We start from the raw sequence: 18370 nt of genomic DNA on the forward strand, positions 1-18370 counted from the left end.
TGTCGCGTGCGGCCACGGCCCGCGCCGGGCGGCCTGGACGGGAACGGCGAAGGGTGGGCCCGGATCATCCGGGCCCACCCTTCATACCGTGCATCTTGGCTGTCAGACCGTGATGACCGTCTCCAGCGGGGCGTCGCCGAGCAGCGGCGCCAGCCGGGCCCGGCCACCGAGGAAGCCGAGCTCCATCAGCACCTCGACACCCGCCAGCTCCGCTCCGGCGCGCTTGATCAGCTCCAGCGCCGCCTCGACGGTGCCGCCGGTCGCGAGCACGTCGTCGACGACCAGGACCCGCTCACCGGGCACGAAGGCGTCCGTCTGGACCTCGATGACGGCCGAGCCGTACTCCAGGTCGTAAGCCTGGCGGTGGAGGTCACCGGGCAGCTTGCCCTCCTTGCGGACGGGCACGAACCCCGCCCCGGCGGCATAGGCGGCCGGCGCGGCCAGGATGAAGCCGCGAGCCTCCAGGCCCACGATCTTCGTGGCGCCCAGCGCCTTGGCGCGGGCCGCGAGGTGGTCCACCAGCGCGGCCAGCGCCTCGGCGTCGCCGAGGAGGGGTGCGATGTCCTTGAAGATCACGCCCGGCTTGGGGTAGTCGGGAACGTCGCGGATCTTCGCGGCGAGCAGCTCCGCCAGCGTGTCGCTCATGCTCAGCCCCGCCGCCCGCCGGAGGAACGGCGGTCGTTGCGGCTGCGGTTGACAGGCTGGTTGCGCGGCCCGCCGGTCGAGGCGGCCGGGATGGCGACCTCGTCCTGCGGGTTGCCCGCGCTGTCGCCCTCGTCCACGGTGCGGCCCTCGGCCAGCGCCTTGGCGTCGGCGGCCTTGCGCTGCTTGACCTTGCGGGCCAGCTCGATGTACTCCGGGCGCTTCTCCTGCAGCCACGCGACCATCGGGGTGGCCACGCAGATGGAGGAGTAGGCACCGGCGGTCAGACCGATGAAGAGCGCCAGCGAGATGTCGTTGAGGACACCCGCACCGAGCAGACCGCCACCGATGAACAGCAGCGAGGCGACCGGCAGCAGCGCCAGCACCGAGGTGTTGATCGAGCGGACCAGGGTGCTGTTCAGCGAGGCGTTGGCCGCGTCGCTGTACGTCATCCGGTTCTGCTTGGTGAGTTTGTTCGTCGCGGTCTTGAGACCGTCGAAGACGACGACGGTGTCGTAGAGCGAGTACCCGAGGATCGTCAGGAAGCCGATGATCGTGCCCGAGGTGACCTCGAACCCGACCAGGGCGTAGACGCCGACGGTGATCACCAGGTCGTGCACCAGCGCGACCAGCGCTGCGACCGCGAGCCGCCACTCGAAGGCGAACGCGAGGTAGAGCGTCACGAGCACCATGAAGGCGATCAGGCCGTAGATGGCCTTCTGGCTGATGTCGTGACCCCAGCTGGCGCTGAGGTACTGGGTGCTGATCTGGTTCTGGGACAGACCCAAGGACTGCGACAGCGCCGCCTGACCGTCCGAGGCCGAGACCTTTTCGGTGGAGCTGATCTGGATCAGGATCGTCTGGCCCTTGACGCCGTTGGCCGTCTGAACGACTGCCGAGCTGTCGTGGGTGAGGTCGTTGGCCGCCTTCTGGGCCTGGGCGACGGTGACGCCGGGCTTGCTGATCGTGTAGACGTCACCGCCCTTGAACTCGATGCCCAGGTTGAGCCCGCGGACCGTCAGGCCGAGCACCGCGAGGACCAGGATGGCCCCGGAGATGATCACCCACAGCTTGCGCCGCCCGACGAAGTCGAAGCCGACCTCACCGGTGTAGAGCCGGTGGCCGAGATTGCCGAAGCGTGACATCGGGTCAGGCCTCCTTGCTGGCGGCAGGACGGGCCGGACGGCGGCTGTTGCGACCGTCGCGGAGAGGAGAGCGCACACCGAGTCGCTCGGGCGAGAGCCCGGACCACGGGTGGCCGGAGGCGAAGAACTTCTTCCTGGCCAGCAGCGTCATCAGCGGCTTGGTGAAGAGGAAGACCACCACGACGTCCAGGAGGGTGGTCAGACCCAGCGTGAACGCGAAGCCCTGCACCTTGCCGAGGGTGAAGAAGTACAGCACCGCGGCGGCGAGGAAGGAGACGAAGTCCGACACCAGGATCGTCCGCCGGGCGCGCGGCCAGGCGTTGCGCACGGCCGGACGCAGCGTGGCGCCCTCGCGCAGCTCGTCACGGATCCGCTCGAAGTAGACGACGAACGAGTCCGCGGTGATACCGATGGCGACGATGGCACCACAGACGGCCGGCAGGTTCAGCGCGAAGCCGATCGTGCCGCCGAGGAGGCTCATGATCGACCAGGTCAGTACGGCGGAGACGCCCAGCGAGGCGACGGCCACCAGGCCGAGGCCGCGGTAGTAGACCACCGAGTAGAGCACGACCAGGATCAGGCCGATGAGACCGGCGAGCAGGCCCGCGTCGAGCTGGCTGCCGCCGAGCTCGGGCGAGACGGTGACGACTTCCTGCTTCTCGAAGCTGAGCGGCAGCGAGCCGTAGCTGAGCACGTTCGACAGCGACTGCGCGTCCTGCTGCGTGAAGCTGCCGGTGATCTGCGCCTGACCGCCCCCGATGGTCGAGGTCACCTGGGGCGAGGACTGGACCTGGCCGTCCAGGTCGATGGCGAACTGGTTCTGCGGGCTCGTCTTGGAGGCCAGCATGGTGGTCGTCTTCGTGAACTCACCGCTGCCCTTCGAGTCGAAGGACAGGTTGACCTGCCACTGACCGGTCTGCGAGCTCAGACCCGCCGAAGCCCCGCTGATGTCGGTGCCGTTGACGGCGGCCGCGTCCAGCGCGTACTTGGTCCAGATGGTGCCGTTCTGGGCGTCCTTGGAGCAGGCGACGATCCGGTCGGCGCCCTTGGAGTTCCTGGCCGCCTTCGAAGCGGACTCGCGGCCCGCTGCGGTGGTGCAGTCCAGGGCGTTGAACTCGCTCTGCATGGCAGGCGGAACGCTGCCGCCCAGAGCGCCGGTGACGGTGCCGCCGGCGGCGGGCGAGCTCGGCTTGGCGCTCGGGCTGCTGCTCGCCTTGGCGGAGCTGGAGCTGGAGCTGGAGGCATGCGGGGAGGCGGAGGCCGAAGGGCTCGCCTTCAGCGCGTTGGAGACCGCATCGCCCTGCGTCTTGCTGGCGCTCGGCGAGGCGCTCCCGCTTCCGCTCAGCTGCGGGTGGGTGGCCGAAGCGCTCGGGGTCGCCCCCGGCTTGGCACTACCCGTGGCGCTGGGCGAGGCGGAGCTCTTCGGAATCGCGCTCGCGTTGACCTGCTGCTGCTCGGCCAGCACCGGACGGAAGTAGAGCTGGGCGGTCGTCGCCAGCTCATCCGCGACCTGCGTGGAGTTGGTGCCCTTGGGGATGTTGATGACGATCTCGTCGGATCCCTGCACCTGGACCGTGGACTCGGTCACGCCGGTCCCGTTCACGCGATCAAGCATGATCGACGATGCGATCGCCATGTTGGCGGCGTTGATCGCCTTGGGATCGGTCGAGGTCGCGCGCAGCGTCACGCTGGTGCCACCGGCGAGGTCGATGCCGAGGCGCGGCTTCGTGTTGCCGGTCCCGAACATGATCGCCACCAGGGCCACCATGATCGCCAGGATCAGGCTCAGCGCACGCCCCGGGTATCCGTCACGGGGACGGGACTTGGGTGATGCCACCTTCTCGATTCTCTCTGTCCATGCCGTGGGCAGGTCAAGCAGCCCGCACCGGGGTACCGGCGGACAGGGGGCGGCTCGGCCACGACGCAGCGGTCCTTGGGCCCGTGCGGGGGCTCACGCCCCCACCTGGTCCCGTAGCGGGCAAGGCTACTTGGCGGAGGCGTCCTTGTCGCCACCCACCGTGGCCTCGGTCTTCTCGGCCTCGGCGTCAGTCTTTTCGAGCACGACCGGAGTGTCCTCAACGGCCGGAATGTCCGACTCCGCGACGACGGCCTGGGCGTCGGCGTCCTCGGCCTCATCGGCCTCCGGCTCGTCGCCGTGGACGATGCGGTTGTACTCGACCGGGTCGAGGACCTGGGCGATGGACGCCTTGGTGTAGAGCGCGAACACGCCGGGGGCGATCTCGAGCTCGACGGCCTCGTCCGTCACGTCCTTGACCAGCGCGTACATGCCACCGATGGTGCGCACGCCGGCGCCGGGCTCCAGGCGGTTACGCATTTCCGTCGCCTGCGCCTGACGCTTCTTGTTGCTGCGCATGGTCAGGAACATGAAGCCGCCCAAGATGACGACCATGAAGAGAAGGGGATTGCCCACGACTGACTGTCCTTTGCGAGGCCGCGAAGGGGGCGGCCGGTCGGTGAAACGGGTACCGCCCCGAGGGGCGGCGGGCGGAGTCTAGGCGACTCCGACAGGTCCAACAACGTCCAGCATGTCATCTGGGTGAGCCGAAAGGCGAGCGCCGTGACAGACGTGACGTGTCCCGGCACAAATCCCAGCTCCGGACCGATTCCCCAGGCTCACCCCTCGGAGGCCCCGAAAAGCTCCGTCTGAGCCGGGACAGCCGCCCCGGCGGCCTGCTGCGGAGGCGTGAGCCCGAGGTGCTGCCAGGCGGCGGCGGTGGCGATCCGGCCGCGCGGGGTACGGGCGAGCAGGCCCTCGCGGACTAGGAAGGGCTCGGCGACCTCCTCGACCGTCTCGGCCTCCTCCCCCACCGCGACCGCCAGCGTCGACAGGCCCACCGGGCCGCCGCCGAAGAGCTTGAGCAGGGCGTGCAGCACGGCCCGGTCCAGCCGGTCCAGGCCCTTGGCGTCCACCTCGTAGACGGCAAGCGCGGCGCGGGCGATCTCCTCGGTGATCAGGCCGTCGTGCCGGACCTGGGCGTAGTCGCGGACCCGGCGCAGCAGCCGGTTCGCGATACGCGGCGTGCCGCGGGAGCGGCGGGAGATCTCGGCGGCGCCCCTGGGGTCTATCTCCACGTCCAGCAGCCGGGCCGAGCGGTGGATGACCCGCTCCAGCTCCTCGGGGGCGTAGAACTCCATGTGGCCGGTGAAGCCGAAGCGGTCGCGCAGCGGGGGCGGCAGCAGGCCGGCTCGCGTCGTCGCGCCTACCAGGGTGAAGGGCGGCAGCTCCAGCGGGATCGCGGTGGCGCCGGGGCCCTTGCCGACGATCACGTCGACGCGGAAGTCCTCCATCGCCATGTAGAGCATCTCCTCGGCGGGCCGGGACATGCGGTGGATCTCGTCGAGGAAGAGCACCTCGCCCTCGGCGAGTGAGGAGAGGATCGCTGCCAGGTCGCCCGCGTGCTGGATCGCCGGGCCCGAGGTGATCCGGATCGGGGCGTTCATCTCGGCCGCGATGATCATCGACAGCGTCGTCTTGCCGAGGCCGGGCGGTCCGCTCAGCAGCACGTGGTCCGGGGTGGCGGCCCGGTGCTTCGCGGCCTGCAGGACGAGCGACAGCTGCTCGCGGACGCGCTCCTGGCCGATGAACTCGTCCAGGTCGCGCGGGCGCAGCGCCGCCTCGACGGCCCGGTCCTCGCCGTCTGCGGCGGCGGTGACCAGGCGGTCGGCGGCGGCGTCGTCGTGCATCAGGGCTCGGCTCCTCAGGCGTCGGCTGGGACGGGTCAGCGGGTGCGGTTGCGGGTCTGCAGGGCGCTGCGCAGCAGGGCGGAGACGTTGGGCTTCTCCGTCGCCTCGGCCTTCGGGGTGACCGCGACGACGGCCTCGTCCGCCTCGCGCGGCGCGAAGCCGAGACCGACCAGCGCGGCGTGCAGCTGGTCCTGCCAGGGCGCGGGGCCGGCCGCGATCGGAGCGTGCGGCTGGCTGGGGAGGGAGCCGTGGGGCGCGCCGAGCCGGTCCTTGAGCTCGATCAGCAGCTTCTGTGCGCCCTTGGGCCCGATGCCGGGCACGGCGGTCAGCGACTTCGCGTCGCCGCGCGCGACGGCGACGCGCAGCGCCTCGGGACTGTGCACGGCGAGCATGGCCTGCGCCACCTTCGGCCCGACACCGCTGGCGGTCTGCAGCAGCTCGAAGGTGTGCCGCTCGTCATCGTCGGCGAAGCCGTAGAGCGTGAGCGAGTCCTCGCGGACCACGAGGGAGGTCGCGATCCTCGCCTCCATGCCGAGCCGCAGGGTGGCGAGAGTCTTCGGCGCGCACTGGACCAGCATGCCGACACCGCCGACCTCGATCACGGCGCTGCTCGGCGTCAGTGCGGCCACCGGGCCGCTGACGAAGGCGATCATCCACGAGTCCTGTTCTGGGCGGCGACGGCGGCGGCGATCCGGTTGTTGGCCGTGCCGCGCCAGATGTGGCAGATGGCGAGCGCGAGCGCGTCGGCCGCGTCGGCGGGCTTCGGCGGCGCGTCGAGCCGCAGGATGCGGGTGACCATGGCCCCGACCTGCGCCTTCTCGGCGCGACCGCTGCCGCTGACTGCGGCTTTGACCTCGCTCGGGGTGTGCAGGGTGACCGGTATGCCGCGGCGCGTCGCACAGAGCATGGCGACGGCGCTGGCCTGGGCGGTGCCCATCACGGTGCGCACGTTGTGCTGGGCGAAGACGCGCTCGACGGCGACGAGTTCGGGCTGGTGCGTGTCGAACCAGACCTCGAGGCCGCGTTCGATCTGGAGCAGCCGCAGGGGCACGTCGAGCTCGGCGGGTGTGCGCACGACGCCGCAGGCGACCATCGTCAACGGCCGCCCCGGCGCGCCGTCGACGACGCCGACCCCGCAGCGGGTCAAGCCTGGATCCACCCCGAGAACACGCATGTGCGCAGGTTATCCGTTCGCACTGACAGAACCCCTCAGGGGCGCGGGGGTCTGCCGATTTGCAGTTCGCGACAGGTCAGGACGGAGGACCAGTTGCACTACCAGGGGCGCGAAGCTCTGCTCGATGAACTGCGTGCGCGACAAGCCGCCCTGCGAGGTAGAGCCCCGAACGCGCAGGGCCATCCTCCCCCAGCCTTCGGCCGGGGGTACCCCCTGTCAGTGGTTTCTCGCGCAGTTCCCCGCGCCCCTGAGGTCGCTGCAACTGAACGTCTGCTGACTACTCGGCGTCGAGCTCGGCCTCGACCTCGGGAGAGAGGTCGAAGTTGGCGAAGACGTTCTGGACGTCGTCGCTGTCCTCGAGCGCGTCGATCAGCTTGAAGATCTTGCGGGCGCCGTCCGCATCCAGTTCGACCTGGACGGAGGGGACGAAGTTGGCCTCGGCCGAGTCGTAGTCGATGCCGGCGTCCTGCAGGGCCGTGCGGACCGCGACCATGTCGGTCGCCTCGGTCTGGATCTCGAAGGCGTCGCCGATGTCGTTGACCTCTTCGGCGCCGACCTCGAGGGTGACCTCCATGATCGTGTCCTCGTCGACCTTGTCGGCCTTGGGGACGATGATGACGCCCTTGCGGCTGAACATGTAGGACACCGAACCCGGGTCCGCCATGTTGCCGCCGTTGCGGGTCATCGCGACGCGGACGTCGGACGCGGCGCGGTTGCGGTTGTCGGTGAGGCACTCGATCAGGACCGCCACGCCGTTGGGGCCGTAGCCCTCGTACATGATCGTCGCGTAGTCGGCGCCGCCGGCCTCCGCGCCGGAGCCGCGCTTGACGGCGCGGTTGATGTTGTCGATCGGGACCGAGCTCTTCTTCGCCTTCTGGATGGCGTCGTAGAGGGTCGGGTTACCGGCGGGGTCGCCACCGCCCGTGCGGGCCGCCACCTCGATGTTCTTGATCATCTTGGCGAAGAGCTTGCCGCGCTTCGCGTCGATGACGGCCTTCTTGTGCTTGGTGGTAGCCCACTTGGAGTGGCCGGACATCGAGTTGCTCCTTAAAACAGCACCAGGTGGAAGTGAACGGATGAGATCTTACCGTCACCGGCCGTGACCGGCGGCGCGGACCATCTCCACGAAGTAGGCGTGCACGCGGTGGTCGCCGGTGAGCTCCGGGTGGAACGAGGTGGCCAGCAGGTTGCCCTGACGGACCGCCACCACGTGCTCGGCGTCCGTGCCCTTGTGCAGCGACGCCAGCACCTCGACGCCCGTGCCGACCGACTCGACCCAGGGGGCGCGGATGAAGACGCCGTGCACCGGGCCGCCCTCGTCCAGGCCGGCGAAGTCGACGCCCTGCTCGAAGGACTCGTTCTGGCGCCCGAAGGCGTTGCGGCGGACGACCATGTCGATGCCGCCGACCGTCTCCTGGTCGTCGCGCCCGTCGAGGATCTTGTCGGCCAGCATGATCATGCCCGCGCAGGTGCCGTAGACCGGCATCCCGGCCGCGACCCGGGTGCGCAGCGGCTCCATCACGCCGAAGAGCAGCGCCAGCTTGGACATGGTCGTGGACTCGCCGCCGGGGATGACCAGCGCGTCGATCTCCGCCAGCTCCTCGGGGCGGCGGACCGGGCGCGCCAGCGCGTCGGCCTCGGCCAGGGCGACCAGGTGCTCGCGCACGTCGCCCTGGAGGGCGAGGACACCGATGACGGGGGTGGAGCTGGACACGGGACGACCTCTTCTTGAGTACAGCGTGAGTTCAGGTGAACGGAGGGAGCCCCGCCCCAACGGGGGACGGGGCTACCACACGGGACGAGAGGGCGATTACCAGCCGCGGTTGGCGTAGCGCTCGGTCTCGGGCAGGGTGTCGCAGTTGATGCCGACCATGGCCTCGCCCAGGTTGCGGGAGGCGTCCGCGATGATCTTCGGGTCGTCGTAGAAGGTGGTGGCCTTCACGATGGCGGCGGCGCGCTTGGCCGGGTCGCCCGACTTGAAGATGCCGGAGCCGACGAAGACGCCCTCGGCGCCCAGCTGACGCATCAGCGCGGCGTCGGCGGGGGTGGCGACGCCACCGGCGGAGAAGAGCACGACCGGGAGCTTGCCCAGCTCGGCGACCTCGGCGACCAGCTCGTACGGGGCGCGAAGCTCCTTGGCCGCGGCGTAGAGCTCGTTGTTGTCGCAGCCGCGCAGCTTGGCGATCTCGGCCTTGATCTGACGCAGGTGGCGGACGGCCTCGACGACGTTGCCGGTGCCGGCCTCACCCTTGGAGCGGATCATGGCCGCGCCCTCGGCGATGCGGCGCAGTGCCTCGCCCAGGTTGGTGGCGCCACAGACGAAGGGGGTGGTGAAGGCCCACTTGTCGGAGTGGTTGACCTCGTCGGCCGGGGTCAGCACCTCGGACTCGTCGATGTAGTCGACGCCGAGCGCCTGCAGTACCTGGGCCTCGACGAAGTGGCCGATGCGCGACTTCGCCATGACCGGGATCGAGACGGCCTCGATGATCTCTTCGATCATGTTCGGGTCGGACATGCGGGCCACGCCGCCGTCCTTGCGGATGTCGGCGGGGACGCGCTCCAGGGCCATGACGGCCACTGCGCCCGCGTCCTCGGCGATCTTCGCCTGCTCGGCGTTGACCACGTCCATGATCACACCGCCCTTGAGCTGCTCGGCCATGCCACGCTTGACGCGGGCGGTGCCGACGGCAGGCTGGTCGGAGGTGAAGGGGGTGTTGGTGGACACGAATGACCTCACTGAAGACGCGGATTCGGTGCGATAAGCCCAATGGTAGGCCCGTATCGACCATATCCGATGCTCCACACGGTCCAGCCGGGCAGTACCGACTCCTCCACTCCGTAGCACCCGGTTGGACCGTTCGACTGCGTTCGGGGCGAGGGACGGGCCGGCGACGACCGCAGCCGACCCGGGTGACGCAGCGGGTGACGGAGCGGGTGACGGAGGCGTCCTCCGCTTGACCGGAACCGGTCGGTGCCGGAGCGGCCACCCGCCGGCTCAGGTGCGGACCCGCTCCAGCGTCGCAGGCGCCTCGTCGTCCATCTCGAAGGCCAGCGGGAAGGGCGCGCGCCCGGCCAGACGGAACAGCCGGACGATGCGGTGACGCCGGACCGCGCGCGCGGCGCGCACCGAGTCGTTGTGGAACCGCCGCGCCATCGGCACCCGCCGCACAGCCTCCCCGAGATCCGCGAGGGCCTCCGGCCCGCCGGGCAGCGCAGCCAACTCGTCCACCTGCTCCTGCTCCGCGAAGACGGCGCGCAGCGCCTGCGACAGGTCACTCTCGGCGACCTCACGCGCCTCGGGCGGAGCGGTGCGGGCGGCGTGGGACGCCTGGTACAGCACGATGGACGCGGCCGGATCCAGCAGCGTGGAGGTCGCCAACTCCTGTGCGCCGGAGGCCCGTCGCAGCAGCTGCGCGTCGAGCGCGGCACGCGCGGCGTCGATCCGCGCGTGCAGACGGTCGAGCCGCCCGGCGGTCCAACTGAGGTACAGGCCGAAGGCGGCGACCGCGACGGCGATCCAGATCCAGGTGCTCACGAGGTGTGACCCTATCCGCCCGGGGCGGGCCCGCGAGTTGTCCGGGCATCAGGCGTGTGATCATGCCGGTATGGCATCTGGTCGGATCATCTTCCTGAACGGCACCTCGAGTTCGGGGAAATCAAGCGTCGCCCGGGAGCTTCTGGACATCCTGGAGGACGGCGTCTTCTTCCACATGGCGGTTGACGGCTTCAACGCGATGCGCAGCAAGCGGCAGCTCGGAGCGGAGGAGCTCGACGCCGCGCTACGGCGGACCAGGATGGGCTTCCACCGCTCGATCGCGGCCATGGCCGAAGTGGGCAACGACATCGTGGTCGACCATGTCTTGAGCGAGCCCTGGCGGCTGCTCGACTGCCTGACGGTGCTGCCGCCCGAGGACGTCGTGTTCGTCGGCGTCCACTGCCCGCTCGACGAACTGGCCCGCCGCGAGCTGGCGCGTGGTGATCGCCCGCCGGGCCTCGCGGCGCACCAGTACGACCTGGTGCACCGTCACGGCGACTACGACCTGGAGTGCGACACCGGCACGGCAAGCCCCCGCGAGTGCGCCGAGCAGATCAAGGAATTCCTCCCCTGGCGCCCCAGCCCCACGGCCTTCACCCGCCTCCGCCGACGCCACCTGGCGGGCCAGGGATCTGCCGAGAAGGTAGGGCTCCTGACCTGACCACTCCACGGTCAGCCACCCGACGGACAGGCCCTAGTCGCGGGCGAGGCCGAGGCGGGTGCGCCAGGAGGAGGCGGGTTCGAGGTCGGTGACGGCCGCGGCGCCCTGGGTGACCGTCTCGTAGACGGCCAGGATGTCGGCGCCGACCGTGGACCAGTCGAAGCGGCGGACGTGGCGTGAGCCCGTCTCGCTCAGCGCTTCGCGGCGGGCCCGGTCGCCCAGCAGACGCAGCGTCACCCCGGCCAGCGAGGCCGCGTCCTCGATCGGGAACAGCTCGCCGCTCGAACCGCCGTCCAGTACCTGCCGGAAGGCGTCCAGATCGCTGGCCACCACCGGCGCGCCCGCCGACAGCGCCTCGACCAGGATGATCCCGAAGCTCTCGCCGCCGGTGTTCGGCGCCACGTAGACGGTGACGCTGCGCAGCAGCCGTGCCTTCTCCTCGTCGGAGACCATGCCGAGGAAGGTGATCCGGTCCCTGACCGCCTGCGGCAGGTCCTTCACCGCCTCCTCCTCGTCGCCCTTGCCGGCCACGAGCAGCCGGACCGCAGGCCGCTCCGCCAGGATCGTGGGCAGCGCCTCCAGCAGCGTGGGCAGGCCCTTGCGCGGCTCGTTGATCCGGCCGACGAAGCCGATGGTCTCCCCCTGCCACTCCCGCCGCGGCTCCGCGCTCGCGAAGAAGCCGACGTCGACGCCGTTGGGGATGACCACCGCGTCGCCGCCCAGGTGCTCGACCAGCGTCGTGCGGGCGTACTCGCTCACCGCGATCCGCGCCGAGATCTTCTCCAGCGCGGGCTGCAGGATCGGCTCCGCCGCGATCATCGCCCGGGAGCGCGGGTTGGAGGTGTGGAAGGTCGCCACGATCGGGCCGGTCGCGGCCCAGCAGGCCAGCAGCGACAGGCTCGGCGTCGCGGGCTCGTGCAGGTGCAGCACCTCGAACTGGCCCTCGTGCAGCCAGCGGCGCACCCGCGCGGCGGACAGGAAGCCGAAGTTCAGCCGGGCCACCGAGCCGTTGTAGGGCACCGGGACCGCGCGCCCCGCCGAGGTGACGTACGGCGGCAGCGGGGTGTCCTCGTCGGACGGGGCCAGCACCGAGACCTCGTGGCCGAGACCGATCAGATGCTCCGCGAGGTCGCGGACGTGGAACTGGACGCCGCCGGGGACGTCCCAGGCGTAGGGGCAGACGATGCCGATTCTCACGCCTGGGCCTCCACGGCTTCGGTGGGCGGGTCGAGCGGCTCGGCCGGTTCGGCGTCCGCCTGGCGCGGTTCGAGGTCGGCGAGCCAGAAGCGTTGCAGCATGTGCCAGTCCTTGGCGTGCTCGCGCACGCCCCCGGCCCACACGTCGGCCATGGCCTGGGTCATCGCCGCCGTCTTCTCGCGGCGGCTGCCGTGCTCGGGGACCGGGATCTCCTCGTGCACGCAGCCCTTCATGGTCTTGGTCTCGTCGTACCAGAGGGTGACCGGCAGCAGCGCCGCGCCGGTCTGCTGGGCCAGCGCGGCGGGACCGGCGGGCATCCTGGTCGCCGCGCCCTGGAACTGCACCTCCACGCCGGAGGCGGACAGGTCGCGGTCGCCGACCAGGCAGACGAGCTTGCCCGCGCGCAGCCGCTTCGCCAGCGTGGCCAGGGTGTTCGCGCCGCCGGTGAGCGGCAGCACCTCCATGCCCAGGCCCTCGCGGTAGGCGACGAAGGCGTCGAACAGCTTCTCCGGCTTGAGCCGCTCGGCGACCGTGGTGAACGGGTAGCCACGGACCACGACCCACGCCCCGGCGAGATCCCAGTTGCCCATATGCGGCAGCGCCAGGATCACGCCGCGGCCGGCGGCGAGCGTGTCGTCGAGGCGCTCGATGTGCTCGGGGGCGAAGGAGGCGGTGATCTTCTCCCTGCTCCAGACCGGCATCCTGAACGACTCGCACCAGTACCGCAGGTAGGAGCGCATGCCCTCGCGGCTGAGCTCGCGGATCTCCGCGTCGTCCAGCTCGGGCCGGACCCGGCGCAGGTTCGACTCCAGGCGCAGCACGCTCTTGCCGCGGCGCTTCCAGGTGAAGTCGGCGATCCGCTGGAACAGCGCGTCCGCGGCGGGTTCGGGCAGGCGCTTCACCAGGCCCCAGCCGGTGGCGTACGCGGCGTAGGTCAGCTGCTCCTTCACAGGGCCTCCCCCGTGGCTGTGGTGGCGCTCAGTGCGGCCAGCTCGGCCGCCTCGCGGCGCACGGTGAGGATCCGCTGGAGACAGGTGACCAGGCTGCCCGCCGCGACGCCCCACAGGGCGATCGGCAGCAGCCACTGGATGCCGGGGACACCGAACTGGTGCAGCCCGGCGAGCCCGGCCGCGACCAGCGTGCCGACCAGCCGCTCGGCGCGCTCGACCAGGCCCGAGACGTCACACTTGAGGCCGAGGCTCTCCGCGCGCGCCTTCGTGTAGGAGACCACCTGGCCGCTGGCCAGGCAGAACAGCGCCACCGCGCAGAGCAGCAGGTTGTCGCCCTTGCCCGCGTACCACATGGCGATGCCGCCGAAGATCGCGCTGTCGGCGACCCGGTCGAGCGTCGAGTCCAGGAAGGCGCCCCACGGCCCGGAGCGGCCCGCCTGGCGGGCCATGTTGCCGTCGACCAGGTCGGAGAAGACGAAGGCGGTGATGACGATCGTGCCCCAGAAGAAACTGCCGCGCGGGAAGAAGACCAGCGCCCCGGCCACCACCCCGGCGGTTCCGACCAGGGTGACCGCGTCCGGGCTTACGCCCCTGCGCAGCAGGAAGGCCGCGAGGGGCGTGAAGACGCGGGTGAAGAAGGCTCGGGCGTATTTGTTGAGCATGGGTCTGCCGACCGCTCCGTTCCTGAGATGTCCAGGCTGCTGCGTTCCTGCTGCGACGAGGGGCGTGCGCACATTGTCCAGTCGTGCGCCATGCTATCGGGCCTACTGGGCCTGACCGGCGTATGGACCTGCGGCGAACACGGTGGGAGGCTCCAAAGTACCGCGGGTGACCGACGTCACATTCCGGCTCATTCCCGTTCACCCGGCGCGGCCCCGTGGCGTCTCTGCAGCGCGCACGCGGGAGGAGATAACGATCATGAGCGACAGGCAGAACACACCAGCGGGAGCCGCCGGCAGGGCACCTTCGGCCGACCGGCCCGAACAGATCAGGAACGTGGTGCTGGTCGGCCACAGCGGTGCAGGAAAGACCACGATCGCCGAGACCCTCGCCCTGGTCACCGGGGCGATCAACCGGGCCGGGCGAGTGCAGGACGGCACGACCGTCTCCGACTACGACGAGATCGAGCACCGCACGCAGCGCTCGGTCCAACTCTCCCTCGTCCCGCTGGAACACGCGGGATTCAAGATCAACCTGCTGGACACGCCCGGCTACGCCGACTTCACCGGCGAGCTGAGGGCCGGGCTGCGGGCCGCCGACGCAGCGCTCTTCGTGGTCCCGGCGAACGAGGAGGTCGACGGCGCGACGCGGAGCCTGTGGGATGAGTGCGCGGCCGTGAACATGCCCCGGGCGCTGCTCGTCACCAAGCTGGACACCCCGCAGGCCGACTTCGACGCCACCGTCGAGCGCTGCCGCTCCGCGTTCGCTCCCGACGCGCCGGACTCCGTCCTCCCGCTCTACCTGCCGCTGCGCTGGGGCGAACTCGGCCCGGACGGCGAGCGACACGTGTCCGGCCTGATCGGCCTGTTGAGCCGTCACTCCTACGACTACGCGAGCGGCAAGCGCATCGAACGCGACATCGACGCCGAGCTCGCGGCCGAGGTCGACCCGGCCAGGGAACGGCTGATCGAGGCGGTCATCACCGAGAGCGAGGACGAGTCCCTGATGGACCGCTACCTCGGCGGCGAGACCATCGACACCAAGACCGTCATCGACGACCTGGAACGCGCGGTCGCCCGCGGCCACTTCCACCCGGTACTGGCGGCCCTGCCGCCCGCCGACGGCTCACGCGAGGGCGTGGGGACGGCGGAGCTGCTGGAACTGATCACCTCGGCCTTCCCCTCCCCCGTCGAGCACGTCACCCCCCTCCCGGCCGGCGAGGCCGACCTGGCCTGCGACCCGGAAGGGCCGCTGGCGGCGCAGGTCCTGAAGGTCACCAGCGACCCGTATGTGGGCCGACTGACCCTGTGCCGGATCTTCTCGGGGACGCTGCGGCCGGACGGCCAGGTGCACGTGGGCGACGTTGACGAGCGGGTGGGCGCGCTGAGCTCGCCGTTCGGGAAGACGCTGCGGCCGGTGGCGCAGGCCGTCGCGGGCGACATCGTCTGCGTCGCGAAACTCGCCCACGGCGCGACGGAGGACACGCTGAGCCAACCAGGCCGGTTGGTGGGCCTCGGGCACTGGGACCTGCCGGAACCCCTGCTGCCGGTGGCCATCACCGCCCACAGCAAGGCGGACGAGGACAAGCTCTCGCAGGCGCTGGGACGGCTGTCCGCCGAGGATCCGACGCTGCGGCTGGAACAGAACCAGGAGACCCACCAGCTCGTGCTGTGGTGCCTGGGCGAGGCCCACGCGGACGTCCTGCTGGACCGCTTGCGCGGGCGTTTCGGCGTGCAGATCGACACGGTCGACTACGTCGTCCCGTTCAGGGAGACGATCGCGGCGCCCGCGACGGCGCGCGGCCGCCACGTGAAGCAGTCCGGCGGGCACGGACAGTACGCGATCTGCGAGATCGAGGTGGAGCCGTTGCCGACGGGCAGCGGCTTCGAGTTCGTCGACAAGGTCGTCGGCGGCTCGGTGCCCAGGCAGTTCATCCCGTCCGTGGAGAAGGGCGTGCGCGCGCAGTTGGCGCGCGGCGTGGCGGCGGGCTTCCCCGTGGTGGACGTGCGGGTGACGCTGATCGACGGCAAGGCCCACTCCGTCGACTCCTCCGACGCGGCGTTCCAGACGGCGGGAGCGCTGGCCCTGCGGGAGGCGGCGACGGGCAACGTCCGCCTGCTGGAGCCGGTGGCCGAGGTGCACGTGCTCGTCCCGGACGAGTACGTGGGCAACGTCCTCAGCGACCTCTCCGGCCGTCGCGGCCGGGTCCTGGGCACGGAGCCTGTCGGCTCGGGCGGCCGCACGGTGGTGCACGCGGAGGTACCGGAACTGGAAATCGTCCGCTACGCGGTGGACCTCCGCTCCCTGAGCCACGGCGGCGGCAGCTTTACGCGCGAGTACGCGCGGCACGAACCGCTGCCGGAGGCGATCGCGACGAAGGTGTTCAAAGCCGCAGAGAGGTGACCAGAGGTAGTTGCACTACCCAGGGGCGCGGGGAACTGCGCGACAAGCCACCCCAGGTGGTGAGTCCCCGAACGAGCAGGGCCATCCGCACAGGGTGGTTTCTCGCGCAGTTCCCCGCGCCCCTGAGGTAGTGCAACTAACGCGGCAAGGCACAGGCGGGCGTGCCGCCTGGGAGGCGGTGGCGGTTCACGGCGACGAGACGGTAGAGCGCTGCCATGGCGACGCGGACACCCGGCAGCAGCGCGACAGCGCCCAGCACGTTCCACGGGAGCCGCTGAGTACGCAACAGCAGCCGCGCCGCCGCAGCCGCGCCGCCGTATGCCTTGCCCGAGGGGGTGATCCAGACGATCTCGCGCTCCACCCGCTCCGGGGTCACCGCCCCCGCGGTGAACTTGCCCAGCGCGTCCAGGTCCGCGAACTGGAACGGGATCGACGCCCAGCCGTCCGTCCCGAGAACCCGCTCCGCCGTCCGCAAGGACGACGTGCAGAAGGCGCAGTCGCCGTCGTAGACCAGGACCGGCGTGCCCGCAGTGATCTCCATACACCCCATTGTCGCAGGTCCCACGGAGGTCGCACTCGCCGAACCCGCTGACATGGCGTGATCCACGGAGATACGCTGACAGCGCACGAGCGTTGACGGACGTTCAGGGAGGAGACGCGCCGTGACGATGAGCGACCTCGGGCCGCAGATTCTGCGCACCGACCCGTCACCCAGCTCGGGGGCGACCACCTCCCTCTCCTCCATGGCCTACCGCGACGGGGACTACGAGGCCCTGGTCAACCTCCACCCCGAGATCACGCACAAGGCCGGCAAGATCAAGCTGCTCTCCCCCAACCTGGGCGAGGCCTTCTGCGAGGCCCTGATCGCCCGCACGCTCGGGGCCAAGCGCAAGCCCATCGTGCCGTCCTACGGCGCCACCCCGCGCATCGTCGTCGAGCACTGTCTCGAGGCCGAGGACGTCCGGCACCAGCGCGACAAGCGGCTGACCCTGGTGGCCCTCGTCTTCGGTCTCATCTTCCTGCCCGGCACGCTGCTCTGGCTCGCCGTCTTCGAGATCGCCCGCCGCTCCCCCGCCAAGAACCGGGAGTTCTACCAGAGCGTCGGCCTCATGGTCGTCGTGGTGATCGCCGCGATCCTCGCCTGGCGGCCGGGCGGGGCCACCGGGCTGTGGGGGCAGTACCTGCGGATCATGACGATCGTGCCGCTGGTCGGCTGGTATCTCGCCCGGCGCATCTGCCTGGGCAACTCGGAGAAGCTGCGGGCCCGTTGGGGCGCCCTGCTGGAGGGCGGCGCGGCCGGCCCGCTGGTCCCGGGCGCGGTGCCCAAGGGGCCGGACGACCACAAGGCCGAGAACCAGCGCAAGCAGCTGAGCAGACTGCTCTCCGAGCAGGAGACGAACGTCGTCCACTACGCGGGCAGCAAGGGCATCCTGGGCCTTGGCCAGCGCTGGGCGCTGTGGACGCTGGCCGAGCAACTCACCCCGGCCGAGGGCCACAAGGAGCTGCGGCCGTTCCACAACTTCGACCTGATCCGCAAGATCGAGGAGCGGCTGCACCTGCTCGGCCGCAGCGTCGTGGACAAGGGCGGCATCCCCGGCGTCCGGGTGGACCACTGGGTGGTGCTGCCGATCGGCGAGGGCGCGGACGAGATCGCCCGCCCCAGCGGGCCGGACATGGACGGCGACCGGATGCGCGCCTCGTCCGTCGCCGACCTGGCCAACAAGCAGACCTTCGGCGAGGGCCCGCGCCACTACCTGGGCACGCAGTTCACGCTCTGGAACGGCCAGCTGATCGTGACGCTGATGACCAGCGTCAGCGTGCTCTCCGACACGCTGCGGATAGAGATCAGCGGCCACGCGCTCGGCCCGCTGCCCCCGCTCTTCGGCGCGAAGCCGAAGGCGCCGGAGAAGCAGGTGCAGAAGACCGGCAAGTTCTGGGAGGAGAAGACGATCACCCTCCCCATCGTCACCAACGCGGAGGTCGTCCGGCTCGCGGTCCGTGCGCCGTTCACCTGGAGCCAGGGCCTGCTCAACTGGCTCGGCGGCTCGATCAAGCTGCCGGAGCCGTTCGGCATCCGCTCGGCCTGGACGACCCGCCCGTGGACTCACCGCTTCATGGCCGACGACGCGATCCGCGTCGCCACGCCGGTGCTGCGCGCGGTCCACGACGCGACGATGGACATGCTCGCCGACCACGACGTGGACCTCGAACGCTTCCTCGCCCGCTCGCAGTTCCTCAGCACCGAGGTGCAGACCATCCGCCCGTTCAAGGCGGACGTGTACGAGGCGGACTGAGGGA

At 70.6% G+C, this 18370-nt stretch carries 18 protein-coding genes; 3 read left to right on the top strand and 15 right to left on the bottom strand.

Annotated features, from left to right (window positions below; all coding sequences use genetic code 11):
• Nucleotides 1-102: 102 nt before the first annotated feature.
• The 11 genes from ABIA32_RS23670 to ABIA32_RS23720 form a co-directional block, all read right to left on the bottom strand.
• Nucleotides 103-645, bottom strand: a complete 543-nt coding sequence (locus ABIA32_RS23670) for an adenine phosphoribosyltransferase (RefSeq protein WP_370098927.1) — start codon at nucleotides 643-645, stop codon at nucleotides 103-105.
• Nucleotides 646-647: 2 nt separating this feature from the next.
• Nucleotides 648-1787 (bottom strand): protein translocase subunit SecF, encoded by a 1140-nt coding sequence (secF, locus tag ABIA32_RS23675; RefSeq protein WP_370098930.1) that lies wholly within the window; start codon nucleotides 1785-1787, stop codon nucleotides 648-650.
• Between the two features lie 4 nt (nucleotides 1788-1791).
• Nucleotides 1792-3624, bottom strand: coding sequence for a protein translocase subunit SecD (gene secD / locus ABIA32_RS23680; protein ID WP_370098933.1), 1833 nt, complete (start codon nucleotides 3622-3624; stop codon nucleotides 1792-1794).
• Nucleotides 3625-3771: 147 nt separating this feature from the next.
• Nucleotides 3772-4218 carry a preprotein translocase subunit YajC gene (yajC, locus tag ABIA32_RS23685; protein ID WP_370098935.1) on the bottom strand — a complete coding sequence of 149 codons (447 nt, stop codon included), beginning with the start codon at nucleotides 4216-4218 and terminating at the stop codon, nucleotides 3772-3774.
• Between the two features lie 203 nt (nucleotides 4219-4421).
• Nucleotides 4422-5492, bottom strand: coding sequence for a Holliday junction branch migration DNA helicase RuvB (gene ruvB, locus ABIA32_RS23690; RefSeq protein WP_370098938.1), 1071 nt, complete (start codon nucleotides 5490-5492; stop codon nucleotides 4422-4424).
• A gap of 35 nt (nucleotides 5493-5527) precedes the next feature.
• A complete protein-coding gene (gene ruvA / locus ABIA32_RS23695) occupies nucleotides 5528-6145 on the bottom strand; it encodes a Holliday junction branch migration protein RuvA (protein WP_370098941.1) in 618 nt (205 codons plus the stop codon).
• Nucleotides 6142-6666, bottom strand: coding sequence for a crossover junction endodeoxyribonuclease RuvC (gene ruvC / locus ABIA32_RS23700; RefSeq protein WP_370098944.1), 525 nt, complete (start codon nucleotides 6664-6666; stop codon nucleotides 6142-6144). Before ruvC ends, ruvA begins: the two co-directional genes overlap by 4 nt.
• Before the next feature lie 277 nt (nucleotides 6667-6943).
• Nucleotides 6944-7702: a YebC/PmpR family DNA-binding transcriptional regulator gene (locus ABIA32_RS23705; protein WP_370098946.1), complete on the bottom strand. Its 759-nt coding sequence runs from the start codon at nucleotides 7700-7702 to the stop codon at nucleotides 6944-6946.
• A gap of 54 nt (nucleotides 7703-7756) precedes the next feature.
• Entirely contained in the window at nucleotides 7757-8380 is a 624-nt protein-coding gene (gene pdxT / locus ABIA32_RS23710) for a pyridoxal 5'-phosphate synthase glutaminase subunit PdxT (RefSeq protein ID WP_370098949.1), read from the bottom strand.
• 96 nt (nucleotides 8381-8476) lie between these two features.
• Complete coding sequence (gene pdxS, locus ABIA32_RS23715) at nucleotides 8477-9391, bottom strand: pyridoxal 5'-phosphate synthase lyase subunit PdxS (protein ID WP_370098952.1); 915 nt, start codon at nucleotides 9389-9391, stop codon at nucleotides 8477-8479.
• A 270-nt stretch (nucleotides 9392-9661) separates the two neighbouring features.
• A complete protein-coding gene (locus ABIA32_RS23720) occupies nucleotides 9662-10201 on the bottom strand; it encodes a hypothetical protein (protein WP_370098955.1) in 540 nt (179 codons plus the stop codon).
• 70 nt (nucleotides 10202-10271) lie between these two features.
• On the opposite strand from ABIA32_RS23720, the gene ABIA32_RS23725 reads away from it, so the two are divergent.
• Complete coding sequence (locus ABIA32_RS23725) at nucleotides 10272-10862, top strand: chloramphenicol phosphotransferase CPT family protein (RefSeq protein WP_370098958.1); 591 nt, start codon at nucleotides 10272-10274, stop codon at nucleotides 10860-10862.
• Nucleotides 10863-10895: 33 nt separating this feature from the next.
• Here the strand turns inward: ABIA32_RS23725 and ABIA32_RS23730 are convergent, their stop codons facing one another.
• Genes ABIA32_RS23730 through pgsA form a run of 3 tightly spaced genes read right to left on the bottom strand, consistent with a single transcriptional unit; the run spans nucleotide 10896 to nucleotide 13671 of the window.
• Entirely contained in the window at nucleotides 10896-12059 is a 1164-nt protein-coding gene (locus ABIA32_RS23730) for a glycosyltransferase family 4 protein (RefSeq protein WP_370098961.1), read from the bottom strand.
• Nucleotides 12056-13009: a phosphatidylinositol mannoside acyltransferase gene (locus ABIA32_RS23735; RefSeq protein ID WP_370098964.1), complete on the bottom strand. Its 954-nt coding sequence runs from the start codon at nucleotides 13007-13009 to the stop codon at nucleotides 12056-12058. The genes ABIA32_RS23730 and ABIA32_RS23735 overlap by 4 nt, the downstream gene beginning before the upstream one ends.
• Entirely contained in the window at nucleotides 13006-13671 is a 666-nt protein-coding gene (gene pgsA, locus ABIA32_RS23740) for a phosphatidylinositol phosphate synthase (RefSeq protein WP_370098966.1), read from the bottom strand. Before pgsA ends, ABIA32_RS23735 begins: the two co-directional genes overlap by 4 nt.
• 256 nt (nucleotides 13672-13927) lie before the next feature.
• On the opposite strand from pgsA, the gene ABIA32_RS23745 reads away from it, so the two are divergent.
• Nucleotides 13928-16072, top strand: a complete 2145-nt coding sequence (locus ABIA32_RS23745) for an elongation factor G-like protein EF-G2 (protein ID WP_370098969.1) — start codon at nucleotides 13928-13930, stop codon at nucleotides 16070-16072.
• Nucleotides 16073-16208: 136 nt separating this feature from the next.
• On the opposite strand, the gene ABIA32_RS23750 is transcribed toward ABIA32_RS23745, so the two are convergent.
• Nucleotides 16209-16613 (bottom strand): thiol-disulfide oxidoreductase DCC family protein, encoded by a 405-nt coding sequence (locus ABIA32_RS23750; protein ID WP_370098972.1) that lies wholly within the window; start codon nucleotides 16611-16613, stop codon nucleotides 16209-16211.
• Between the two features lie 127 nt (nucleotides 16614-16740).
• Between ABIA32_RS23750 and ABIA32_RS23755 the strand changes: the two genes are divergently transcribed.
• Nucleotides 16741-18366 (top strand): hypothetical protein, encoded by a 1626-nt coding sequence (locus ABIA32_RS23755; RefSeq protein ID WP_370099101.1) that lies wholly within the window; start codon nucleotides 16741-16743, stop codon nucleotides 18364-18366.
• The last annotated feature ends 4 nt before the right edge of the window (nucleotides 18367-18370 follow it).

The sequence above is a fragment of the Streptacidiphilus sp. MAP12-20 genome (genome assembly GCF_041262525.1).
Taxonomy (GTDB): Bacteria; Actinomycetota; Actinomycetes; order Streptomycetales; family Streptomycetaceae; genus Streptacidiphilus.

Coding starts and splice junctions, on each gene's coding strand:
- ABIA32_RS23670 (WP_370098927.1), bottom strand. CDS start 645: ATGAGCGACACGCTGGCGGAGCTGCTCGCCGCGAAGATCCGCGACGTT.
- secF (WP_370098930.1), bottom strand. CDS start 1,787: ATGTCACGCTTCGGCAATCTCGGCCACCGGCTCTACACCGGTGAGGTC.
- ruvB (WP_370098938.1), bottom strand. CDS start 5,492: ATGCACGACGACGCCGCCGCCGACCGCCTGGTCACCGCCGCCGCAGAC.
- ruvA (WP_370098941.1), bottom strand. CDS start 6,145: ATGATCGCCTTCGTCAGCGGCCCGGTGGCCGCACTGACGCCGAGCAGC.
- ruvC (WP_370098944.1), bottom strand. CDS start 6,666: ATGCGTGTTCTCGGGGTGGATCCAGGCTTGACCCGCTGCGGGGTCGGC.
- ABIA32_RS23705 (WP_370098946.1), bottom strand. CDS start 7,702: ATGTCCGGCCACTCCAAGTGGGCTACCACCAAGCACAAGAAGGCCGTC.
- ABIA32_RS23725 (WP_370098958.1), top strand. CDS start 10,272: ATGGCATCTGGTCGGATCATCTTCCTGAACGGCACCTCGAGTTCGGGG.
- pgsA (WP_370098966.1), bottom strand. CDS start 13,671: ATGCTCAACAAATACGCCCGAGCCTTCTTCACCCGCGTCTTCACGCCC.
- ABIA32_RS23745 (WP_370098969.1), top strand. CDS start 13,928: ATGAGCGACAGGCAGAACACACCAGCGGGAGCCGCCGGCAGGGCACCT.
- ABIA32_RS23750 (WP_370098972.1), bottom strand. CDS start 16,613: ATGGAGATCACTGCGGGCACGCCGGTCCTGGTCTACGACGGCGACTGC.
- ABIA32_RS23755 (WP_370099101.1), top strand. CDS start 16,741: ATGAGCGACCTCGGGCCGCAGATTCTGCGCACCGACCCGTCACCCAGC.